The organism is Sphingomonas sp. KR3-1, assembly GCF_040049295.1.
In the GTDB taxonomy this organism is placed as follows: domain Bacteria; phylum Pseudomonadota; class Alphaproteobacteria; order Sphingomonadales; family Sphingomonadaceae; genus Sphingomonas.
In genome coordinates, this window is sequence record NZ_JBDZDQ010000001.1 from 1,967,133 (window position 1) to 1,983,931 (window position 16,799).

At 68.9% G+C, this 16,799-nt stretch carries 21 protein-coding genes; 15 read left to right on the top strand and 6 right to left on the bottom strand.

The genetic code is table 11. The features are described 5' to 3' along the window. Positions 1-49: 49 nt before the first annotated feature. The 11 genes from ABLE38_RS09675 to ABLE38_RS09725 all read left to right on the top strand — a co-directional run bounded on the left by ABLE38_RS09675 (position 50) and on the right by ABLE38_RS09725 (position 8,494). Positions 50-1,471, top strand: coding sequence for a flagellar hook-length control protein FliK (locus ABLE38_RS09675; RefSeq protein WP_348973939.1), 1,422 nt, complete (start codon positions 50-52; stop codon positions 1,469-1,471). A gap of 18 nt (positions 1,472-1,489) precedes the next feature. Next, entirely contained in the window at positions 1,490-2,125 is a 636-nt protein-coding gene (locus ABLE38_RS09680) for a flagellar basal body-associated FliL family protein (protein WP_348973940.1), read from the top strand. 78 nt (positions 2,126-2,203) lie between these two features. Beyond that, positions 2,204-3,076 carry a flagellar motor switch protein FliM gene (locus tag ABLE38_RS09685; protein WP_348973941.1) on the top strand — a complete coding sequence of 291 codons (873 nt, stop codon included), beginning with the start codon at positions 2,204-2,206 and terminating at the stop codon, positions 3,074-3,076. Continuing rightward, on the top strand, positions 3,073-3,369 hold the full coding sequence (fliN, locus tag ABLE38_RS09690; RefSeq protein ID WP_348973942.1) for a flagellar motor switch protein FliN: 297 nt from the start codon (positions 3,073-3,075) through the stop codon (positions 3,367-3,369). The genes ABLE38_RS09685 and fliN overlap by 4 nt, the downstream gene beginning before the upstream one ends. Positions 3,370-3,373: 4 nt before the next feature. After that, positions 3,374-3,622, top strand: coding sequence for a flagellar biosynthetic protein FliO (locus ABLE38_RS09695; protein ID WP_348973943.1), 249 nt, complete (start codon positions 3,374-3,376; stop codon positions 3,620-3,622). A gap of 29 nt (positions 3,623-3,651) precedes the next feature. Next, entirely contained in the window at positions 3,652-4,449 is a 798-nt protein-coding gene (fliP, locus tag ABLE38_RS09700; protein ID WP_348974481.1) for a flagellar type III secretion system pore protein FliP, read from the top strand. A gap of 5 nt (positions 4,450-4,454) precedes the next feature. Further along, a complete protein-coding gene (gene fliQ, locus ABLE38_RS09705) occupies positions 4,455-4,724 on the top strand; it encodes a flagellar biosynthesis protein FliQ (RefSeq protein ID WP_348973944.1) in 270 nt (89 codons plus the stop codon). 4 nt (positions 4,725-4,728) lie between these two features. Next, positions 4,729-5,502, top strand: a complete 774-nt coding sequence (gene fliR, locus ABLE38_RS09710) for a flagellar biosynthetic protein FliR (protein ID WP_348973945.1) — start codon at positions 4,729-4,731, stop codon at positions 5,500-5,502. Then, positions 5,502-6,638: a flagellar type III secretion system protein FlhB gene (locus ABLE38_RS09715; RefSeq protein ID WP_348973946.1), complete on the top strand. Its 1,137-nt coding sequence runs from the start codon at positions 5,502-5,504 to the stop codon at positions 6,636-6,638. Before fliR ends, ABLE38_RS09715 begins: the two co-directional genes overlap by 1 nt. Positions 6,639-6,683: 45 nt before the next feature. Further along, entirely contained in the window at positions 6,684-8,093 is a 1,410-nt protein-coding gene (gene fliD / locus ABLE38_RS09720) for a flagellar filament capping protein FliD (protein WP_348973947.1), read from the top strand. Beyond that, positions 8,093-8,494 carry a flagellar protein FliS gene (locus ABLE38_RS09725; RefSeq protein WP_348973948.1) on the top strand — a complete coding sequence of 134 codons (402 nt, stop codon included), beginning with the start codon at positions 8,093-8,095 and terminating at the stop codon, positions 8,492-8,494. Before fliD ends, ABLE38_RS09725 begins: the two co-directional genes overlap by 1 nt. Here the strand turns inward: ABLE38_RS09725 and ABLE38_RS09730 are convergent. Then, positions 8,478-9,557 (bottom strand): CaiB/BaiF CoA-transferase family protein, encoded by a 1,080-nt coding sequence (locus ABLE38_RS09730; RefSeq protein WP_348973949.1) that lies wholly within the window; start codon positions 9,555-9,557, stop codon positions 8,478-8,480. The genes ABLE38_RS09725 and ABLE38_RS09730 overlap by 17 nt on opposite strands. 96 nt (positions 9,558-9,653) lie before the next feature. Here ABLE38_RS09730 and ABLE38_RS09735 point away from each other — a divergent pair, with 96 nt between their 5' ends. Continuing rightward, complete coding sequence (locus ABLE38_RS09735) at positions 9,654-10,190, top strand: NADPH-dependent FMN reductase (protein ID WP_348973950.1); 537 nt, start codon at positions 9,654-9,656, stop codon at positions 10,188-10,190. Between the two features lie 62 nt (positions 10,191-10,252). After that, a complete protein-coding gene (locus ABLE38_RS09740; RefSeq protein ID WP_348973951.1) occupies positions 10,253-10,801 on the top strand; it encodes a response regulator in 549 nt (182 codons plus the stop codon). Between the two features lie 7 nt (positions 10,802-10,808). Here ABLE38_RS09740 and ABLE38_RS09745 read toward each other — a convergent pair whose 3' ends face one another. From ABLE38_RS09745 to argH, 5 genes are read right to left on the bottom strand one after another with little or no spacing between them, the layout of a single operon-like run. Then, positions 10,809-11,762: a CorA family divalent cation transporter gene (locus tag ABLE38_RS09745; RefSeq protein WP_348973952.1), complete on the bottom strand. Its 954-nt coding sequence runs from the start codon at positions 11,760-11,762 to the stop codon at positions 10,809-10,811. Then, complete coding sequence (locus ABLE38_RS09750; protein WP_348973953.1) at positions 11,759-12,487, bottom strand: siroheme synthase; 729 nt, start codon at positions 12,485-12,487, stop codon at positions 11,759-11,761. Before ABLE38_RS09750 ends, ABLE38_RS09745 begins: the two co-directional genes overlap by 4 nt. After that, on the bottom strand, positions 12,484-13,746 hold the full coding sequence (gene lysA / locus ABLE38_RS09755; protein ID WP_348973954.1) for a diaminopimelate decarboxylase: 1,263 nt from the start codon (positions 13,744-13,746) through the stop codon (positions 12,484-12,486). The genes ABLE38_RS09750 and lysA overlap by 4 nt, the downstream gene beginning before the upstream one ends. A gap of 20 nt (positions 13,747-13,766) precedes the next feature. Continuing rightward, positions 13,767-14,015, bottom strand: coding sequence for a hypothetical protein (locus ABLE38_RS09760; protein WP_348973955.1), 249 nt, complete (start codon positions 14,013-14,015; stop codon positions 13,767-13,769). Further along, on the bottom strand, positions 14,012-15,391 hold the full coding sequence (gene argH / locus ABLE38_RS09765) for an argininosuccinate lyase (protein WP_348973956.1): 1,380 nt from the start codon (positions 15,389-15,391) through the stop codon (positions 14,012-14,014). The genes ABLE38_RS09760 and argH overlap by 4 nt, the downstream gene beginning before the upstream one ends. A gap of 55 nt (positions 15,392-15,446) precedes the next feature. Here argH and ABLE38_RS09770 point away from each other — a divergent pair, with 55 nt between their 5' ends. After that, positions 15,447-15,995 (top strand): TlpA disulfide reductase family protein, encoded by a 549-nt coding sequence (locus tag ABLE38_RS09770; protein ID WP_348973957.1) that lies wholly within the window; start codon positions 15,447-15,449, stop codon positions 15,993-15,995. Positions 15,996-16,068: 73 nt separating this feature from the next. Further along, a complete protein-coding gene (gene rutB / locus ABLE38_RS09775) occupies positions 16,069-16,797 on the top strand; it encodes a pyrimidine utilization protein B (protein ID WP_348973958.1) in 729 nt (242 codons plus the stop codon). The last annotated feature ends 2 nt before the right edge of the window (positions 16,798-16,799 follow it).

Here is a 16,799-nt window from a genome sequence, read left to right on the forward strand (position 1 = left end):
CGCGATTTCCGCGGGCGCGAGCGGCTTTGCGCTGGCCCTGGGAGCGCTGATGCCCAAGATCGCCGTGCCTTCAGCCGCTCCACAGGGGGAAGCGGCGGGGGCGGCGGTCCTTCTGCCCGGCCGGCAAGAGGGTGCCGAAGCCGGCAAGGAATTGCCGGATGCCGTGCTCGGCCTCGACGGCAAGGGCGAGGATCAGCCGGACGCCGGCACCGATAGCGAGGACGACGACAAGGAGGGCGAAGACGCGCCCGCCTCGCCTTTTGCCTGGTTCGCCACGGCGCAGATGCCGGTCGCCCCGCCTGCCGCCAAGGCCGAGACAATCGATGCGCTGCCGGGCGTGAAGGCGGAAGCAGCCGGCAAGACGCGCGGCCGCCGCGAAGTCCAGCTGCCCGATGCCCCGGTCGCCCAGACGGAAGACGCGCCGGTGGTCGAAGCCGCGCCGGTGGCCCAAGCAGCGACCGTGCCTGTCGCCAAGGTCGCCGCGGCCGTGCCCGGCATTGTCGCGCCCGAGGTGAAGCTGCAGCCGGCGCCGCGCCGCGGCGAGGCGCGCCCGGCAAGGACCGATGCCGCCCCTGCAGCCCCGTCGCGCGCGGCCCTCGTCGATCCCGAGGTCGATGCCGCCGCCGCCCGGGCTGTTGCCAGCGCGACGACCACCGACGCCCCGGTGCCCAAGTCTCCCGCGCTCGCGTCTTCCGCGCCCAAGTCTCCCGCGCCCGCGTCTTTGGCGCCCGTTGCCCAGGCGCCGCACGAGCTGCGCCAGGCGGCTGCCGAGGCGCCCGTCGTGCGGATCGCGCTCGATCGCCCGGCGCCGCCGCGCCAGGTCTCGATCGCCGATGTCACGCAGGGCCAGCGCGAAGCGGTTGCGCCGCTCGGCGAGGCCGCCGCGCCGGCCGCCTTCGAGCTGCCCCAGCCGCGCACCGCCGCCAGCGATCCGCAGGTCGACCTGTCGACTCTCTCGGTGCCGACGACTGGCACCCAGACCGCGACCGCCGTTGCGGCGACCGCGCAGGGCCAGGGCGGCACGCTCGACACGCGCCACCAGGAATGGACCTCGCAGATGATCGACAAGATCGAGGCGCTGCGCGACGCCGCGCCGCTCCGCGAGACCAAGATCAGCCTGATGCCGGAGGGTCTGGGCAAGCTCGATATCGCGATTCGCCAGGACGATGCCGGCATGCACGTCGCGTTCAGCACCGACACCCAGGCCGCGCGGCAGCTGATCAGCGATGCCCAGCCCAAGCTGGCCGAGATCGCGCAGGAGCGCGGCATCCGCATCGTCTCGAGCAGCGTCGAATCGAACGCGACGGGGAACAATGGCGGGAGCGGTACCGGCAGCAGCGGCGCGAGCAATCCGCAGATGCACCAGGGCCAGCGCCAGGACGCCGCGCCCAATCGCCACCAGCCCTCGGCACCGCCCAGCGCGCGCCGCGGGGCCGAGACTTCCACCAACGAGGACGAACGGGTCGCCTGAGACCCCCGGAGATAGATGATGGCCGATACCAAGACCGAGGGCGCCGAAGCGCCGAAGAAAAAGGGCAAGGGCAAGCTTCTGCTGCTCGTGGGCCTGCCGGTGCTGCTGCTCGGCGGCGGCGGTGGCGCGGCATTCTACGGCATGCAGGCGGGCTGGTTCAGCGCCGCCGCGCATGCCGAGGAGAATGACGGGCCCAAGCTCGTCCCCAAGAGCGAGGAAAAGCGCGCCTCGATGAGCGGCGGCGGCGAGGATGGCCATGGCGGCGAGGGCGAGGGCGGCGGTGCGGCCCCCGGCCATGGCGGCATGCCGACCCCCAAGGGCGAGGGCGGCGATAAATATGCCTCCAGCTACTATCCGATGGAGAAGGAGTTCACCTCGAACCTCCAGGACAGCGTCCATTTCGTCCAGGTCGGCATCGCCGTCTCGACACCCTATGACGAGCGCGTCCTCGACAACATCAAGACGCACGAGATCGCGATTCGCTCGGCCGTGCTGATGGCGCTGGGCGAGACCACGGAGGACGAGGTCTTCACCGCAGAGGGCAAGCGCCACATCCAGGATCGCCTGGCCAAGGCAATCAATGGCGTTTTGAAGGAAAAGGAAGGCTTTGGCGGGGTTAGTAACGTCTACTTTACCAATTTCATTGTTCAGTGAACGGGCATGGTTAACAGCCCTTCACTAGACGCAGCCGAACGGCGAGAACGTCCCCGCGCCAACGCAGAGCATGCGCCGGTGCTGGGGACGGCCAATCTCAATCCGTTCGGCGATCTGGTCACGCTGCAGCACCTGAGTGCGCGGCTGGCGAAGTCGTTGAAGGGCGCCTTTGAAGGGCTTCTCCGCAAGGATTTGCGCGCCTGGGCCGAGCCGCTCTCGGTCCAGCGCTTTGCCGATTACAAGGCGGAGCGCGGCGGCGTGCTCTCGGCTTGGCAGCCCATGGCGATGGGCAATGCCCGCGCCCGCGCCCAGTTCGTGCTCGAAGCCGGGCTGGTGTTCGAGATGCTCGACGCGTTCTTCGGCGGCGACGGCGAAGCACCGCATCCGCTGCCCACCGAATTCACGCCGGCCGCCGAGGCGCTGGTCTGCCGGCTCGCGGCATCGGCGACCGGCCTGCTCGACAAGGCCTGGGAGCCGCTGGCGCGCATCGCCTTCCGCGCCGAAGCCACGCCGAACCTCGCCGCCGTTCCGGATCTCGGCAATGACGATCCCGTGGTCGTCACGCGTTTCGGCATCGCGCCGGGCGAGGGCAAGCCGCATTTCTTCGACATTCTCTATCCCGTCGCCGCCCTGAAGCCGCACGGCTCCGCGCTGATGGTCAAGGTGCATGGCAAGCAGGACGAGGTCGAGCCCGAATGGCGCTCGGGCCTCACCCGCGCAGTGATGGCGGTGACCCTGCCCGTGCGCTCGGTGCTCGCCGAGCCGACCCTGCCGCTCGGCCGCCTGCTCGAGCTCAAGGAAGGCGATGTCATCCCGATCGACTTCGGCCCCGAGGTTCCGGTGATGGTGGCCCGCCGCCGCCTCGGCACCGGCCTTGTCGGCACCGCCAACGGCCGCGCCGCGGTCCGCCTCACTTCGCTCGAACCGATCAACGCAGAGGACTTCCAATGAACGACATGACGGCCACCTTCCAGGCCGACACGGCGCTGGCGGCCAATTTCCGGCTGTTGCAGGACGTCGACGTCAAGCTGACCGTCGAGATCGGTTCGACCCGCCTCACTCTGCGCGAGCTGCTCGCGCTCGGCGAGGAGAGCGTGATCGAGCTCGACCGCGAGGCCAATGAGCTGCTCGACGTGTTCGTCAACGGCACGCTGATCGGCCGCGGCGAGGTCGTCACGGTCGGCGAGAAGTTCGGCGTGCGGATGACCGAGCTGGTCAGCCCCGACAAGCGCGCGGTGCGCTGACCCCATGACGATGTACATCATCAAGCTGATCGTGCTGCTGCCGCTCGTCTGCGGCCTGATGGTCGGTTGCCTCTATGCCTGGCGCAAGCTCGAGACGCGGCTGCCCAAGAACCAGACGACCCGGATGGTGCAGCTCAAGGAAACGATGATGCTCGGGCCGGGCCTGCGCCTCGCCGTGATCGAGTTCGAGGGGCAGAAGCTGCTCGTCTCGGTCACCCGCAGCGGCGTCACCCTGGTGGACAAGCCGCAGTGACGCGCGCGATCGTCTCGGCGCCGCGCACGGTGGGCGGCCGCGCCGCGCTGTTCATCGGGCTGCTGGCCTTCTTCGTCCTCTTCGCCATGCCGGCGCTCGCCCAGGCGGCTGCGCCCGCCGTGCCCGCGCCGGTCGCGACGCCGGGCGTGGGCGAAGCCGTGGACCGCGCGCTGGGCGATCTTGGCGGCGGCAACGCCCCGCTCAGCCTGTCGCTCCAGGTCCTCATCATCATGGGCCTGCTCTCGGTGCTGCCGGGCATCCTGCTGATGATGACCAGCTTCACCCGGATCATCATCGTGCTATCGCTGCTCCGCCAGGCGCTGGGCCTCCAGCAGACCCCGCCCAACCAGGTGCTGATCGGGCTGTCGCTGTTCCTCAGCTTCTTCGTGATGGCGCCGACGCTCAACACGATGAACGTCAACGCGATCCAGCCCTATTCGGCCGGCAAGATCGGCGCGAGCGAGATGATCGCCAAGTCGGGCGAGGCGCTGCACGGCTTCATGATCAAGCAGACCCGCACCAAGGACGTCACCCTGTTCGCCGGCCTCGCCAAGAGCGGCCCCTATGCCAAGCCGGAAGACGTGCCCTTCTCGGTGCTGCTCCCCGCCTATGTCACCAGCGAGCTCAAGACCGCCTTCCAGATCGGCTTCCTGATCTTCCTGCCCTTCCTGGTGATCGACATGGTCGTCGCCACGGTGCTGATGGCGCTGGGCATGATGATGCTGTCGCCGACGATCATATCGCTGCCCTTCAAGCTGCTGCTCTTCGTCCTGGTCGACGGATGGGCGCTGACGATGGGTTCGCTCGCCTCCAGCTTTGTGAGCTAGCCCCGATGGACGCCGATTACTTCCTCACCGTCGGCCGCGAGGCGATGTGGGTGCTGGCGCTCGCCGCCACGCCGATCCTGGTGCCGGCGCTGCTTGCCGGCCTGGTGCTCGGCATGGTCCAGGCCGCGACGTCGATCCAGGAGCAGACGCTCACCTTCGTCCCCAAGCTGATCGTGGTCGGGCTGAGCCTGGTCATCTTCGGCTCGATGATCCTCGGCCTGCTCGGCGACTTCATGGTGAGCATCTTCGAGCGCATTCCGGACCTGGTGAAGTAAGCCGATGCTGATGGGCTTCGGCCTCTCGATCGAGCCCCAGCTCTGGGCGCTGCTGTTCGCGATGGTGCGGATCGGCGCGGCGTTCGTCGCGGCGCCGGTGTTCAGCGCGATGGCGATCCCGCTGCCCGCGCGCATCGCGCTCACCGGCGCGATCGGCGTGCTGGTGATCAACGTCGCGCACATCACCCCGCCCGCGCAGATCTTCTCGCTCACCACCTTCCTCGCCGTCGCCGCCGAGGCGCTGACCGGCCTGGCGATGGGCTTCGTGCTCCAGATCGCCTTCGCCGCGCCGATGGTGGCGAGCGAAGTGATCTCGATGTCGATGGGCCTCGGCTTCACCAATGCCGTCGACCCGACCAGCGGCCACTCGACGCCGGCGATCGGCACCTTCCTGTCGCTGATGCTGACGCTGGTCTTCCTCGCGGTCGACGGGCATCTTGTCCTCGTCGACCTCGTCGTGCGCAGCTATGCCGTCATGCCCCCCGGCGCCTGGATCGCGCCCGAGCGCCTGCTCGGCATCGCGATGTTCGGCGGCTACACCTTCCTCGCCGGGCTGCTGCTGTCGCTGCCGATCGGCTTCTTGCTGCTCTGCCTCAACCTGATCGTCGGCATGCTCAGCCGCGCCGCGCCGGCGCTCAACCTGTTCGCGATCGGCCTGCCCGCCAGCCTGCTGTTCGGCGTCGTTGCGCTCACGCTCGCGCTGCCGGCGATGGGCGATTATCTCGTCGTCATCGTGCGTGAATCGCTCACGATGATGCCGCAGCTGGTGCTCGGCTGATGTCGGAGTCCGGCGGCGAAAAGACGGAAGCCCCAACCGCCAAGCGGAAACGCAAGGCGGAAGAAGACGGACAAATACTCAGCTCGAAGGACTTCGGCACGGCGCTGATCGTCCTTCTGGGCTGCGCCTGGATGACGATGCTCGGGCCGTCGCTGATCCGCGCCTGCAAGGAAGTGATGGTCGGCAGCTTCAGCTTCGGCCGTGCGGACATCGAGGATTTCGAGCCCTGGCGCCCGCTCGCCGAGGCGGGATGGAAGCTCGCCATGCCGATGGGAGGCCTGCTGCTCGTCGCGGTGGTCGGCGCGGTGCTCAGCCATGCCGGGCTCGCCGGGCTGCGCTGGAATTCCAAGCTGTTCGCGCCCAAGGCCTCGCGCGTAAATCCGGCGTCGGGCCTCGCCCGGATGTTCGGCCCCAATGGATGGATCGAGCTGGGCAAGGCGCTGCTCAAGGTAGCGCTGCTCGGCAGCATTGGCGCCTGGCTGCTCTGGTCGCTCACCCGGCGCTCGCTCGGGCTGGTCGAGGCCGACCTGCACGGCGCGATCGGCGCGATGGGCAGCGAATTCCTCTATCTGCTCTTCGTCATGGCCGGTGGGCTGCTGCTGATCGCCGGCGTCGACCTGCCGATCCAGATCCTCCGCCACATGAGCCGGCTGCGCATGACCAAGCAGGAAGTGCGCGACGAGCACAAGGAGAGCGAAGGCTCGCCCGAGGCCAAGGCCGCGCAGCGCCAGCGCCAGCGCCAGATTCTCAAGGGCAGCTTCCGCAAGGCCGTGGCGACGGCCAATGTCGTGATTACCAACCCGACCCATTTCGCCGTGGCGCTGCGCTACGAGCAGGGCCGCGACCAGGTGCCGGTGCTCGTCGCCAAGGGCCGCGGTGCGACCGCGCTGGCGATCCGCGAGCTCGCCGGCGAGCTCGACGTGCCGGTCCTCGAGATCCCGCCGCTCGCTCGCGCGGTCTACTATACCAGCAAGGAAAACCAGGAGATCCGCGACGATCTCTACATGGCGGTGGCGACGGTGCTCGCCTTCGTCTTCCAGCTCAGCAAGCGCGCCAATGCGGTCATGCCCGCGGTCAGCGTGCCCGAGACCGCGCTTTTCGACGAAAACGGCCGGAAACAGGCGCGTGCCCACTAAAAAACGCGGGCGCCCGGCCGTTTATCGGGGGGACAGGGGGAAGCAATGGCCGTCGAATCGATCGCAAAGACGCTGGGCACCGGATCCGGGATCGACACCAATGCGCTGGTCGAGTCGCTGGTCGAGAACGCGTTTGCCAACAAGAACCAGCTGATCACCACGCAGAGCGACACGCTCACCACCCAGATCTCGACGGTCAGCACGCTCAAGAGCAACATCAGCGACTTCGCCTCTGCGCTCGCCTCGCTCACCGGCTCGGGCTCGCTCGCCACCCAGCCGACCAGCTCGAACAGCGGCATCCTCACCGTCACGCGGCTCCCGGGCGCCGATCTCGCCGGCCTCAACGCGACGATGGAAGTGCGCCAGCTCGCCCAGGGCCAGGTCACCAGCTCGCAGTCGTTCAGCGGCGGCAGCGCCAGCGTCGTCGGCACCGGCACGTTCACGCTCACCTTCGGCTCCGCGACGGTCGCGAACGGCGCGATGACCGATTTCACCGCGGGGCCGGCCACGCCGATCACGATCGACATCACCTCTTCGAACAACACGCTGAAGGGCATCGCCGACGCGATCAACGCCAAGAAGGCGGGCATCACCGCCTCGATCCTCAGCGACAGCAACGGCGCGCGCCTGGTCCTCAAAAGCTCGACCGGCTCTTCGCAGGCCTTCACGCTCAGCGGCACCGGCGATCTCTCGCAGCTCGATGTCGGCAAGGACGCGGCCAATTCGACGATCAACGCGACCGCGCAGGATGCCCGGGTCGCGCTCGACGGCGTCGAGGCCAAATATCCGACGAACAGCATCTCGGGCATGATCCCGGGCGCGCGGATCGATCTGGTCGCGGCATCGGTGGGCACCAAGGTCGCGATCGGCGCCAGCGCGCCCACCTCGGCGATCAGCGACGCGGTGAGCAACTTCGTCGCGACCTACAACGAAGTGTACAAGGCCGTGCAGGCGGCGGTCGATCCGATCACCGGCCCGCTGCGCACCGATGCCGCCGCCAAGGACCTGCTGCGCCAGCTCAAGAGCCTGACGCTGACCGATCTCGTGCCCGGCGCCTCGAGCGACGTGCCGTCCAAGCTCGCGGACATCGGCGTGAAGACCAATCGCGACGGCTCGCTGAGCGTGGACACCAGTCGCCTCTCGACCGTGCTTTCCACCTATCCCAACGATATCGAGAAGATCTTCGCGAGCGGCGCGGCGCTCTCCAAGGCGCTGTCGACGATCGCGACCAACGCGGCGAGCACCACCACGGGACTCGGTGCCAGCGCCGACAATTATACCAAGCAGCAGAGCAAGCTCGCGGACCAGAAGGACAAGGTCGCCACCGACACCGCGGCGATGAAGGACCGCATGACGCAGCAGTTCGCCGCGATGGATGCCAAGGTCGCCGCCTACAAGTCGACCCAGGCCTTCCTTACGCAGCAGATCGCTGCCTGGAACGCGTCGAGCAACTGATGCGCTACGCCTCGGCGCTCGCCGCCAATCCCGCCAGCACCTATCGCCAGATCGATCTGGTCGGCCGTTCGGCCGGCGGCGATCCGCACGCGCTGGTCGGCCTGCTCTATGACGAGGCGGTCGCTGCGCTGCGCACCGCGGCCTGGGCGGTCGAGCGGGGCAATTATGCGGTTCGCGGCGAGCGCGTCGCGCGCGCCACCGCGGTGCTCTTCGCGCTCGAGGCGGGGCTGGATTTCGACAAGGGCGGCCAGGTCTCGCGCACGCTCGCCACTTTCTATCACGGCCTGCGCGGCGACATCCTCCAGGCCGCGCCGGGCATCGATCCGGCGCCGTTCCGTGCCGCCGCCGACAGTCTCGAGGAAATCGCCAAGGCTTGGAGCAGCCTCAAGTCCAGCGGCTGAGGATCGCGTCCACCGTTTCATCGATAGCCGGCAGCGCCTGTGCGGGCGTCTCCGAAAAGCGCGGCGCCGGCATTGGCTGCATGACGCCGCGCTGCACCGCAAAGACGTTGCGCGCCCGGCTGTGCGGGTGGAGCGGCGCCTCGGCGAGCGAAAGCACCGGCGTCACGCACGCCTCGCTGCCTTCGAACAACCCGGCCCATTCGTCGCGCCCGCGCGATGCGAAGGCCGATGCCAGCACTTCGGCGATCGCCGGCCAGCAGGCGCGATCATAGGGATCGTAGCGCTCTGCCGGGATGCCCAGCGCGGCGCAGAGCGCGCGGAACGCCGGCGGTTCGATCGCGCCTACCGCGACATGCCGGCCATCGGCGCAGGCGTAGCAGCGATAATAGGGCGCGCCGCCATCGACCATGTTCGCCGTGCGCGCGTCGACCCAGCGCCCGGCGCCGTGCAGCGCGTAGTAGAGCGTCATCATCGATGCCGTCCCGTCGAGCTGTGCCGCCTCGATCACCTGGCCCCGGCCCGTCGCCTGTGCCCCCAGCAATGCCGAGACCAGTCCCAGCGCCAGGTAGAGCGCGCCGCCGGCGGTGTCGCCGATCAGGCCGAGCGGCGGCACCGGCGCGGCGGCAGGGCCGATCGCGTGGAGCGCGCCGGAGAGCGCGAGATGGTTGATGTCGGTGCCGGGCGTGCCGGCCAGCGGCCCCTCGCGGCCCCAGCCGCTGGTGCGGGCATAGACGAGCCGTGGATTGAGCGCGAGGCAGCGCGCCGGGTCGAGGCCGACCTGCTCGGCGGTGCCCGGGCGATAGCCTTCGATCACGCCGTCCGCCTCGGCGATCAGTGCCAGCGCCTGCTCGCGGTCTGCCGTCTGGGTAAGGTCTAGCGTGACCTGCGAGCGCCCGCGGTGGAGCAGCGCGGCGACGGCGCTCTCTTCCTGGCGCGGGCGCCGGATCCGCACCACGTCGCAGCCGAGATCGGCAAGCAGCATGCCGGCGAACTGCACGGCGCCGGGCATGTCGAACTCGATGATGCGCACGCCCGCCAGGGGCCCGTGCGTAGTTGCGACCATTGCGACCCCCGTGGCGATTCTGCCGACCCATAGCCGCTGCACGCATCCCAGGTCCACGGACTGGCGCTCGCTCCGGCTTTGGGTTAGCGGAGGGGCATGTCGGCACCTCACATCGTCGCGCTGGGCGGCACCCTGCGCGCGGAATCCGCCACCGGACGGCTGCTTGCCGCAACGCTCCAAAAGGCCGAGGCGCGCGGCGCCCGCACCACCCTGCTCACCGGCGAGGCGATCGCCTTCCCGCATTACGAGCCGGGCAATGTCGAGGGGAACCCGGCAGTGCTGCGCTATCTCGAGGCGCTGCGTAGCGCCGATGCGGTGATCGTCGGGTCGCCCGGCTATCACGGCACGCTTTCCGGGCTGGTCAAGACCGCGCTCGACTATGTCGAGACGCTGAGCAAGGACGAGCGCCCCTATTTCGACGGGCTGCCGGTGGGCCTGATCGCCACCGCGGCGGGCTGGCAGGCGGCGGTGTCGACGCTGCAGGCGCTGCGCACGATCACCCACGCGCTGCGCGGCTGGCCGACGCCGATGGGCCTGGCGATCAATACCGCCGAACCGGGCGATCCGATCGACAAGTGCAGCGGCCCGATGGACGTGATGGTGGGACAGATCTTCAACTTCCTGGCACGCTGATCCAAGCGCGGTTGCGCAGCGCTTAACGGTTTCGTGATTGTTGCCGGCGTAGGATGCCGGCCATGGACGAAGCTTCGGCACAGGAAGGGATCGGCAGTCGCCGCCGGGCCACGCGCACCATCCTGGCAGTCGATGACAGCCGGACCAATTTGCACGTGCTCGCGCACCGCCTCGGCCAGCTCGGCTATCTCGTCGTCCTTGCGGATCGCGGATCGCAGGCGCTCGAGCTGATCTCGGCGCGCGGCTTCGACATGGTGCTGATCGACCGGGTGATGCCCGAGGTTTCGGGGCTCCACGTCCTCCAGGAGATTCGCGGCGCCCGCGACACGTCGGACCTGCCGGTGATCATGGTGAGCAACCATGACGATGCCGGTGCCGCGGTCGAGGCGCTGCAGGCCGGCGCCGACGACTATCTCTGCGGCACCTATGCGTTCGAGGAGCTCGCCGCGCGGATCGACCGGATCCTGGCGCGCGCCGACCGGATGGAAGAGCTCAAGCGTTCCAACCTCGCCCTCGATGCGCGCATCGCGGCGCGGGCGATGGAGCTGGGCGAAGTCCGCAGCGATCTCGCTACGGCGCGGGCCGAGCTGGAGCGCTGCCGCCGCGGCTGAGCCGCGCCTAGCGCTCGAACCAGTGCCGGCCGATGAAATAGCCGGCGATTCCCAGTGCCATCACCACGCAGACCCCGACCACGCCGGCGAACGCCCAGGGTTCGTGCGCATAAGGGATGCCCGCCACGTTCATGCCGAGCAGGCCGGTGAGGAAGGTCAGCGGCAGGAACACCATCGCCACCACCGCGATCGTCAGCGAGCGCTGGTCGATCAGCTCGGCGCGCAGGTCGGTGAGCGTCTCGTGGGTAAGCGCGGCGCGCTCGCGGATGCTCTCCAGCTCCTCCGCCATGCGCGCGGCGCGATCGGCGGCGGCGGAAAGATGGAGCCGGTCGTCATCGGCCAGCCACTCGACCGGCAGCCCGGCGAGCTTCTCCAGCGCGGCGCGCTGCGGATAGAGGAAGCGCCGCAGCCCGATCGCCTTCACCCGCGTCGCATTGACCAGCCGGCGCAAGTCGAACGCGCGGTGGCGCGAGATCTGCTCCTCGCAATCGTCGAGCGAATCGCCGAGCTCGGCGACCATCGGGTCGAGCTCCTCGGTGATCGCCTGGGCGATCGCCGCGATCAGGTCGCCGGGATCGAGGATCTTGCCCTCCTCGACCTGCTTGCGCACCGGCGCGACGGCGTTGAGCGGCTTGCGCGTCACCGAGAAGACGCAGCCGCCATGCGCGTACATGCGGATCGAGGCGAGCTGGTCGGACGTGTCGACATCCTCCGACGACATGCCGCGCAGATTGACCAGCGCCGCCGGGCCGAACAGCTCGCAGCGCGGGCGCGTCTCCATCGCGGTCAGCGCATCGATCACCGGCTGGGCAAGCTTGGCCTCGCCGCTCAGCCAGAGCTGGGCGCGCTCGTCATTGGTGTTGAGGTGGATCCAGCTGAGCCCCGCCTGCTTGTCGAGCGCCTCCTTAAGGATCGGCTGCTCGACCTTGCCGTCATGGACGATGTACGCGAAGCCGCTCATTGCATCTCCAGCCAGATCGAGAGGCCCGGGCCCGGCAGTTCGGGCGGGGCGGCGCAGGCGATGCGCGGCGCATCGGCCCGGGCGCGGTTGAGGATGGCGATCGGCACGCCGGGAAAATGGTACACCCGCTCGGCCTGCGCAAGCGCGCGCGCCTGGCGCAGCGTCAGCTCGTCGGGATCGGTCGAGGCGAGGGCGATGCGCAGCAGCGTCGCCGCCGGTGGCGTGCCGATCCGCGCGACCACGTCGCCGCCCAGACCCTCGGCCAGCGCCGCGCCGATCGCGCGCCGGCGATCCGCGATGTCGGGGAAGCGCGCGCGCAATTCGGGGCGTGCCGCGTGCAGCGCCCTTGCCGTCTCGCCGAGGTCGGCGGGCAGCTCGGCCTCCAGCTTCTGCCGGATCGCCGCCGCCAGCCCGGCGGAGACCCCGCCGGTGCCCACCGCGACCAGCACCGGATCGCGCTCGATTATGGCGGGCAGGGTGAAGTCGCACAGGTCTGCGCGGTCGACGGTGTTCACGAGCATCCCGCGAGAACGCAATCGTGTCACGATTGGTTCGGGATCGGTGTGCGCGACGATCGCAATGATTGCCGCAGCCTCCTCGCCGACGATCACCGCGCCCGCCCGCTCGAGCAGTCGGCGCTTGGCTTCCGCCGCCTCGCCGCTGCCCACCAGCATCACCGGCCGCCCTGCCAGCCTCAGAAAGATCGGCAGGGCGGTCAGCGTCATGCCTCGAGCCAGTCCGGGATCTGCTCTTCGCCCATGATCGTCTCGGCGGTGATCCGCCCGGCGACGATCTGGAAGCGGTCGCCCGACACCAGCACCTCGGGCACCAGCGCGCGGCTGTTGTACGTGCTCGCCATCGTCGCGCCATAGGCGCCGGCGCTCTGCAGCACCGCCAGGTCGCCGCCCTTCAGCGCGTCAATCTCGCGGTTCTTGAGGAACACGTCGCTGCTCTCGCATACCGGGCCGCAGACATTGGCGACCATCGTCTCGCCGGAGGGCGTCACCGAGGCGAAGCCGTGATAGGCGTCATAGAGCGCGACACGTGCCAGGTCGTTCATCGCCGCGTCGACCACGACCCAGGGATTGGTCACGCCCGGCTTCACCCACAGCACTTCGGTGACCAGCACGCCGGCATCGGCCGAGATGTGGCGGCCGGGCTCGAACATCAGCTCGACGTCCCAGTCCTTGGTCACCCGCGCGACCATCTCGCCGAACGCTTCGGACGTCGGCGGCACGTCGCCCGGCTTGTAGGCGACGCCCAGGCCGCCGCCGAGATCGACATGGGTGATCACGTGGCCCGCAGCGCGCAGCTCGGCGACCAGCTTGCCGACGCGCTCGAACGCGGCTTCCAGCGGGGCGAGGCTGAGCAGCTGGCTGCCGATATGCACCGCGACGCCGCGCAGGTTGATCCCTTCCAGCGGCGCAATCCGGTCGAAGATCGCCTTGGCCTGGTCGATCGGCAGGCCGAACTTGTTCTCGGCCTTGCCGGTCGAGATCTTCTCGTGCGTGCCGGCATCGACGTCGGGGTTGACGCGCAGCGCCGCCGGGGCGGTCATGCCCTTCGCGCGCGCGATCTCGGCGAGGACGACGCCTTCTTCCTCGAGCTCGAGGTTGAACTGGCCGATCCCGGCATCGAGCGCCTGGGCGAGCTCCTTGCGCGTCTTGCCGACGCCGGAGAACACCACGTCCTTTGCCGGGATGCCCGCCGCCAGCGCGCGCGCCAGCTCGCCGCCCGAGACGACATCGGCGCCGAAGCCTTCGTTTGCCAGCAGGCGCAGCACCGCCAGGTTCGGATTGGCCTTCACCGCGAAGGCGACATGATGCTTGCCGACCGGCTCCAGCCCGTTGCGAAAGGCGCGGGCGGCGTCGCGGAACGCCTCGGTCGAATAGACATAGACGGGCGTGCCAACGTCAGCGGCAATGCGCGCGAGCGGGACATTCTCGGCGTGCAGTTCGCCGCCGATCATTTCGAAATGAGACACTGAAGAACTTCCTGTGGATTTTACCGCGGCGGCAGGTCGAACGTGTCGCTTCGCCGCTGGTTGGTGCTTTCGATCAGGTCGTCGCTGCGTGCCGGGCGCGTCTGGACGGGTGGCTTGAGAAGGTCGGTCGGCGACGGCGTCGCTTTCGCACCCGCGGGCGCTACCGGCAGCGATGCCGTCGCCTTGGGTTTGAGCTCCGCGCGGTTGCCGCAGCTCGCAAGCGCGAGGCTGCCCAGGAGCGCGAGTGCCAGAATTGCCGGTCGCTTCATCGCCCTTCCTCCTCGCGGCCCTGCTTCGCCGCTGCGATTGCCTCGCGCACCCGCATTGGGGAAGTGCCCCCGAAGCTGGTGCGGCTCGATACCGAGGCATCGACGCTGAGAACGCCATATACGCGTTCGTCGATCCGCGCGTCGATTTCCTTGAGTTGGGTGATCGATAGCTGATCGAGCCGGATTCCGGCGCTTTCCGCCGCCGCAACCGCGCGCCCGGTGATGTGGTGCGCCTCGCGGAACGGGATGCCGCCCTCGCGCACCAGCCAGTCGGCAAGATCGGTCGCGGTCGAGAAGCCGGCCTCGGCGGCGGCGCGCATGCGCTCCAGCCGGAAGCTCGCGCTCTCCACCATGCCCGTCATCGCCGCGATGCTGAGCCCGAGCAGGTCATGCGCCTCGAACACCGGCGGCTTGTCGTCCTGCATGTCCTTCGAATAGGCGAGCGGCAGGCCCTTCATCGTGATCATCAGCGATACGAGCGCGCCGGTGATCCGCCCGCTATGTCCGCGCACCAGTTCGGCGGCATCGGGGTTGCGCTTCTGCGGCATGATCGAGCTGCCGGTCGACCATTGGTCGCTCAGCGACACGAAGCCGAAGGGCTGGCTCGCCCAGATCACGAATTCCTCGGCCAGCCGGCTGAGATGCAGCGCGGTCTGCGCGGCCGCGGTGAGATACTCGATCGCGAAGTCGCGGTCGGAGACCGAATCGAGCGAGTTGCGCGTCGGCCCGTCAAAGCCGAGTGCCTTCGCCGTCGCTTCGCGGTCGAGGTTGAAGCCGGTGCCGGCCAGCGCCGCCGATCCGAGCGGGCAGAGGTTGAGGCGCGCGCGGGCATCGCGGAGCCGCGAACGATCGCGCGCGAACATCTCGAAATAGGCCATCAGATGATGCCCCAGCGTCACCGGCTGCGCGACCTGAAGGTGCGTGAAGCCCGGCATCACGCTGTCGGCATGTTCCTCGGCGCGCGCCAGCAGCGCGTCCTGCAGCGCGCCCAGCGCCGCCTCGGCCTGGTCCACGGCGTCGCGCACCCACAGGCGGAAGTCGGTCGCGACCTGGTCGTTGCGCGAGCGGGCGGTGTGCAGGCGCCCCGCGGTCGGGCCGATCTTTTGCGCCAGCCGCGATTCGGCGAGCATGTGGATGTCTTCGAGCGCCAGGTCCTCGGGCACGCCCTTGGCCTCGAAATCGGCCGCGACGTCGCCCAGCCCGGCATGGATCGCCGCTGCATCTTCCGCCCCGATGATGCCCTGCGCGCCCAGCATCGTGACATGCGCCTGCGATCCGCGCAGATCCTGTCGCCACATCCGCTTGTCGAAGGGGATGGATGCGTTAATCTCGCGCATCACCGCAGACGGGCCTTCGGCGAAGCGCCCACCCCACATTGCATTGGAGCTGTCCTTGCGCTCGGCTATCTCACTTCTCCTGCTCGGCACCCTCATGATCGCGGGGTGCGATAAGCGCTCCGGGCCCGGAAGCCAAGCAAACGAAACTATCCCGGCGGCCAATGCTGCGTCCGGCGCGGCGACTGCCGGCGCCACTGCCGACAAGGGCACGCTCGATCGCAGCCACAAGGGCGAGGCGGCCCCCGACTTCCCCTTCGCCGATCCGGAGGGCAAGACGGTCACGCTCGCCGCCTTCGCCGGCAAGCCGGTGCTGCTCAATCTCTGGGCGACCTGGTGCATCCCGTGCCGCGCCGAAATGCCGACGCTGGACGCGCTCGCCGGACAGAAGGGCGACGCCCTGCCGGTGATCACGCTCAGCCAGGACGGCAAGGGCCGCGCCGAGGTCGATCCCTATTTCGCCAAGGCCGGCTTCAAGCATCTCAAGCCCTGGACCGACAAGGACACCGCCTTCAGCCTGGGCCTGAACGTCAATCTGCCGACCACGATCCTCTATGATTCGGCAGGCAAGGAAGTGTGGCGCGTCTCGGGCGAGATGGACTGGGCGGGGGCCAGGGCCGCAGCACTGCTGGCGGAGGCCCACTAAACGCCGCAGCGCTGCTGGCGGAGGCCAGCTAAGGCGCTTGCGCTGAGGGTTCTTCTGGGGAACACTCGCGCAAATGACAGGCGAACCTACCGTCGGCCGCGACCTCGAAGGTCCGCGGGTCGTTACGCTTCCCGCCCGGCCCGAGCCGATCCGCGTGCTTGCCGACGAGACCGCGATCGTCGTGATCGACATGCAGAATGCCTATGCCTCGCCCGGCGGCTATGTCGACCAGGCGGGGTTCGACATTTCGGGGTCGGCAGGCACGATTCACAAGATCGCCGCGGTGCTCGACACCGCCCGGTCGGCGGGTATGCCGGTGATCTATCTCCAGAATGGCTGGGACGCCGACTATGTCGAGGCCGGCGGCCCCGGCTCGCCCAACTGGCACAAGTCCAATGCGCTCAAGACGATGCGCGCCCGGCCCGAGCTCAGCGGTACGCTGCTCGCCCGCGGCACTTGGGATTACGAGCTGGTCGATGCGCTGGCGCCCAGGCCCGGCGACATCCGGCTCCACAAGACCCGCTACAGCGCCTTCTTCAACTCGCAGCTCGATTCGACGCTGCGGTCGCGCGGCATCCGCAACATCGTCTTCGTCGGCATCGCCACGAACGTGTGCGTCGAATCGACGCTGCGCGACGGCTTCCACCTCGAATATTTCGGGGTGATGCTCGAGGATGCGACGCATCATCTCGGGCCGCCGATGATGCAGGAAGCCACCGTCTACAATGTCGAGAAGTTCTTCGGCTGGGTCTCCACCACCGCCGACTTCTGCGGCAGCTTCGGCCAATTGCCCAAGGAGTAAGC

What these genes read in the sequence shown, in the direction of transcription:
- ABLE38_RS09675 (WP_348973939.1), top strand. Translation starts at nt 50, where the DNA reads ATGCCCAAGATCGCCGTGCCTTCAGCCGCTCCACAGGGGGAAGCGGCG.
- ABLE38_RS09680 (WP_348973940.1), top strand. Translation starts at nt 1,490, where the DNA reads ATGGCCGATACCAAGACCGAGGGCGCCGAAGCGCCGAAGAAAAAGGGC.
- fliN (WP_348973942.1), top strand. Translation starts at nt 3,073, where the DNA reads ATGAACGACATGACGGCCACCTTCCAGGCCGACACGGCGCTGGCGGCC.
- ABLE38_RS09695 (WP_348973943.1), top strand. Translation starts at nt 3,374, where the DNA reads ATGACGATGTACATCATCAAGCTGATCGTGCTGCTGCCGCTCGTCTGC.
- fliQ (WP_348973944.1), top strand. Translation starts at nt 4,455, where the DNA reads ATGGACGCCGATTACTTCCTCACCGTCGGCCGCGAGGCGATGTGGGTG.
- fliR (WP_348973945.1), top strand. Translation starts at nt 4,729, where the DNA reads ATGCTGATGGGCTTCGGCCTCTCGATCGAGCCCCAGCTCTGGGCGCTG.
- ABLE38_RS09715 (WP_348973946.1), top strand. Translation starts at nt 5,502, where the DNA reads ATGTCGGAGTCCGGCGGCGAAAAGACGGAAGCCCCAACCGCCAAGCGG.
- fliD (WP_348973947.1), top strand. Translation starts at nt 6,684, where the DNA reads ATGGCCGTCGAATCGATCGCAAAGACGCTGGGCACCGGATCCGGGATC.
- ABLE38_RS09725 (WP_348973948.1), top strand. Translation starts at nt 8,093, where the DNA reads ATGCGCTACGCCTCGGCGCTCGCCGCCAATCCCGCCAGCACCTATCGC.
- ABLE38_RS09730 (WP_348973949.1), bottom strand. Translation starts at nt 9,557, where the DNA reads ATGGTCGCAACTACGCACGGGCCCCTGGCGGGCGTGCGCATCATCGAG.
- ABLE38_RS09735 (WP_348973950.1), top strand. Translation starts at nt 9,654, where the DNA reads ATGTCGGCACCTCACATCGTCGCGCTGGGCGGCACCCTGCGCGCGGAA.
- ABLE38_RS09740 (WP_348973951.1), top strand. Translation starts at nt 10,253, where the DNA reads ATGGACGAAGCTTCGGCACAGGAAGGGATCGGCAGTCGCCGCCGGGCC.
- ABLE38_RS09745 (WP_348973952.1), bottom strand. Translation starts at nt 11,762, where the DNA reads ATGAGCGGCTTCGCGTACATCGTCCATGACGGCAAGGTCGAGCAGCCG.
- ABLE38_RS09750 (WP_348973953.1), bottom strand. Translation starts at nt 12,487, where the DNA reads ATGACGCTGACCGCCCTGCCGATCTTTCTGAGGCTGGCAGGGCGGCCG.
- ABLE38_RS09760 (WP_348973955.1), bottom strand. Translation starts at nt 14,015, where the DNA reads ATGAAGCGACCGGCAATTCTGGCACTCGCGCTCCTGGGCAGCCTCGCG.
- argH (WP_348973956.1), bottom strand. Translation starts at nt 15,391, where the DNA reads ATGTGGGGTGGGCGCTTCGCCGAAGGCCCGTCTGCGGTGATGCGCGAG.
- ABLE38_RS09770 (WP_348973957.1), top strand. Translation starts at nt 15,447, where the DNA reads ATGATCGCGGGGTGCGATAAGCGCTCCGGGCCCGGAAGCCAAGCAAAC.
- rutB (WP_348973958.1), top strand. Translation starts at nt 16,069, where the DNA reads ATGACAGGCGAACCTACCGTCGGCCGCGACCTCGAAGGTCCGCGGGTC.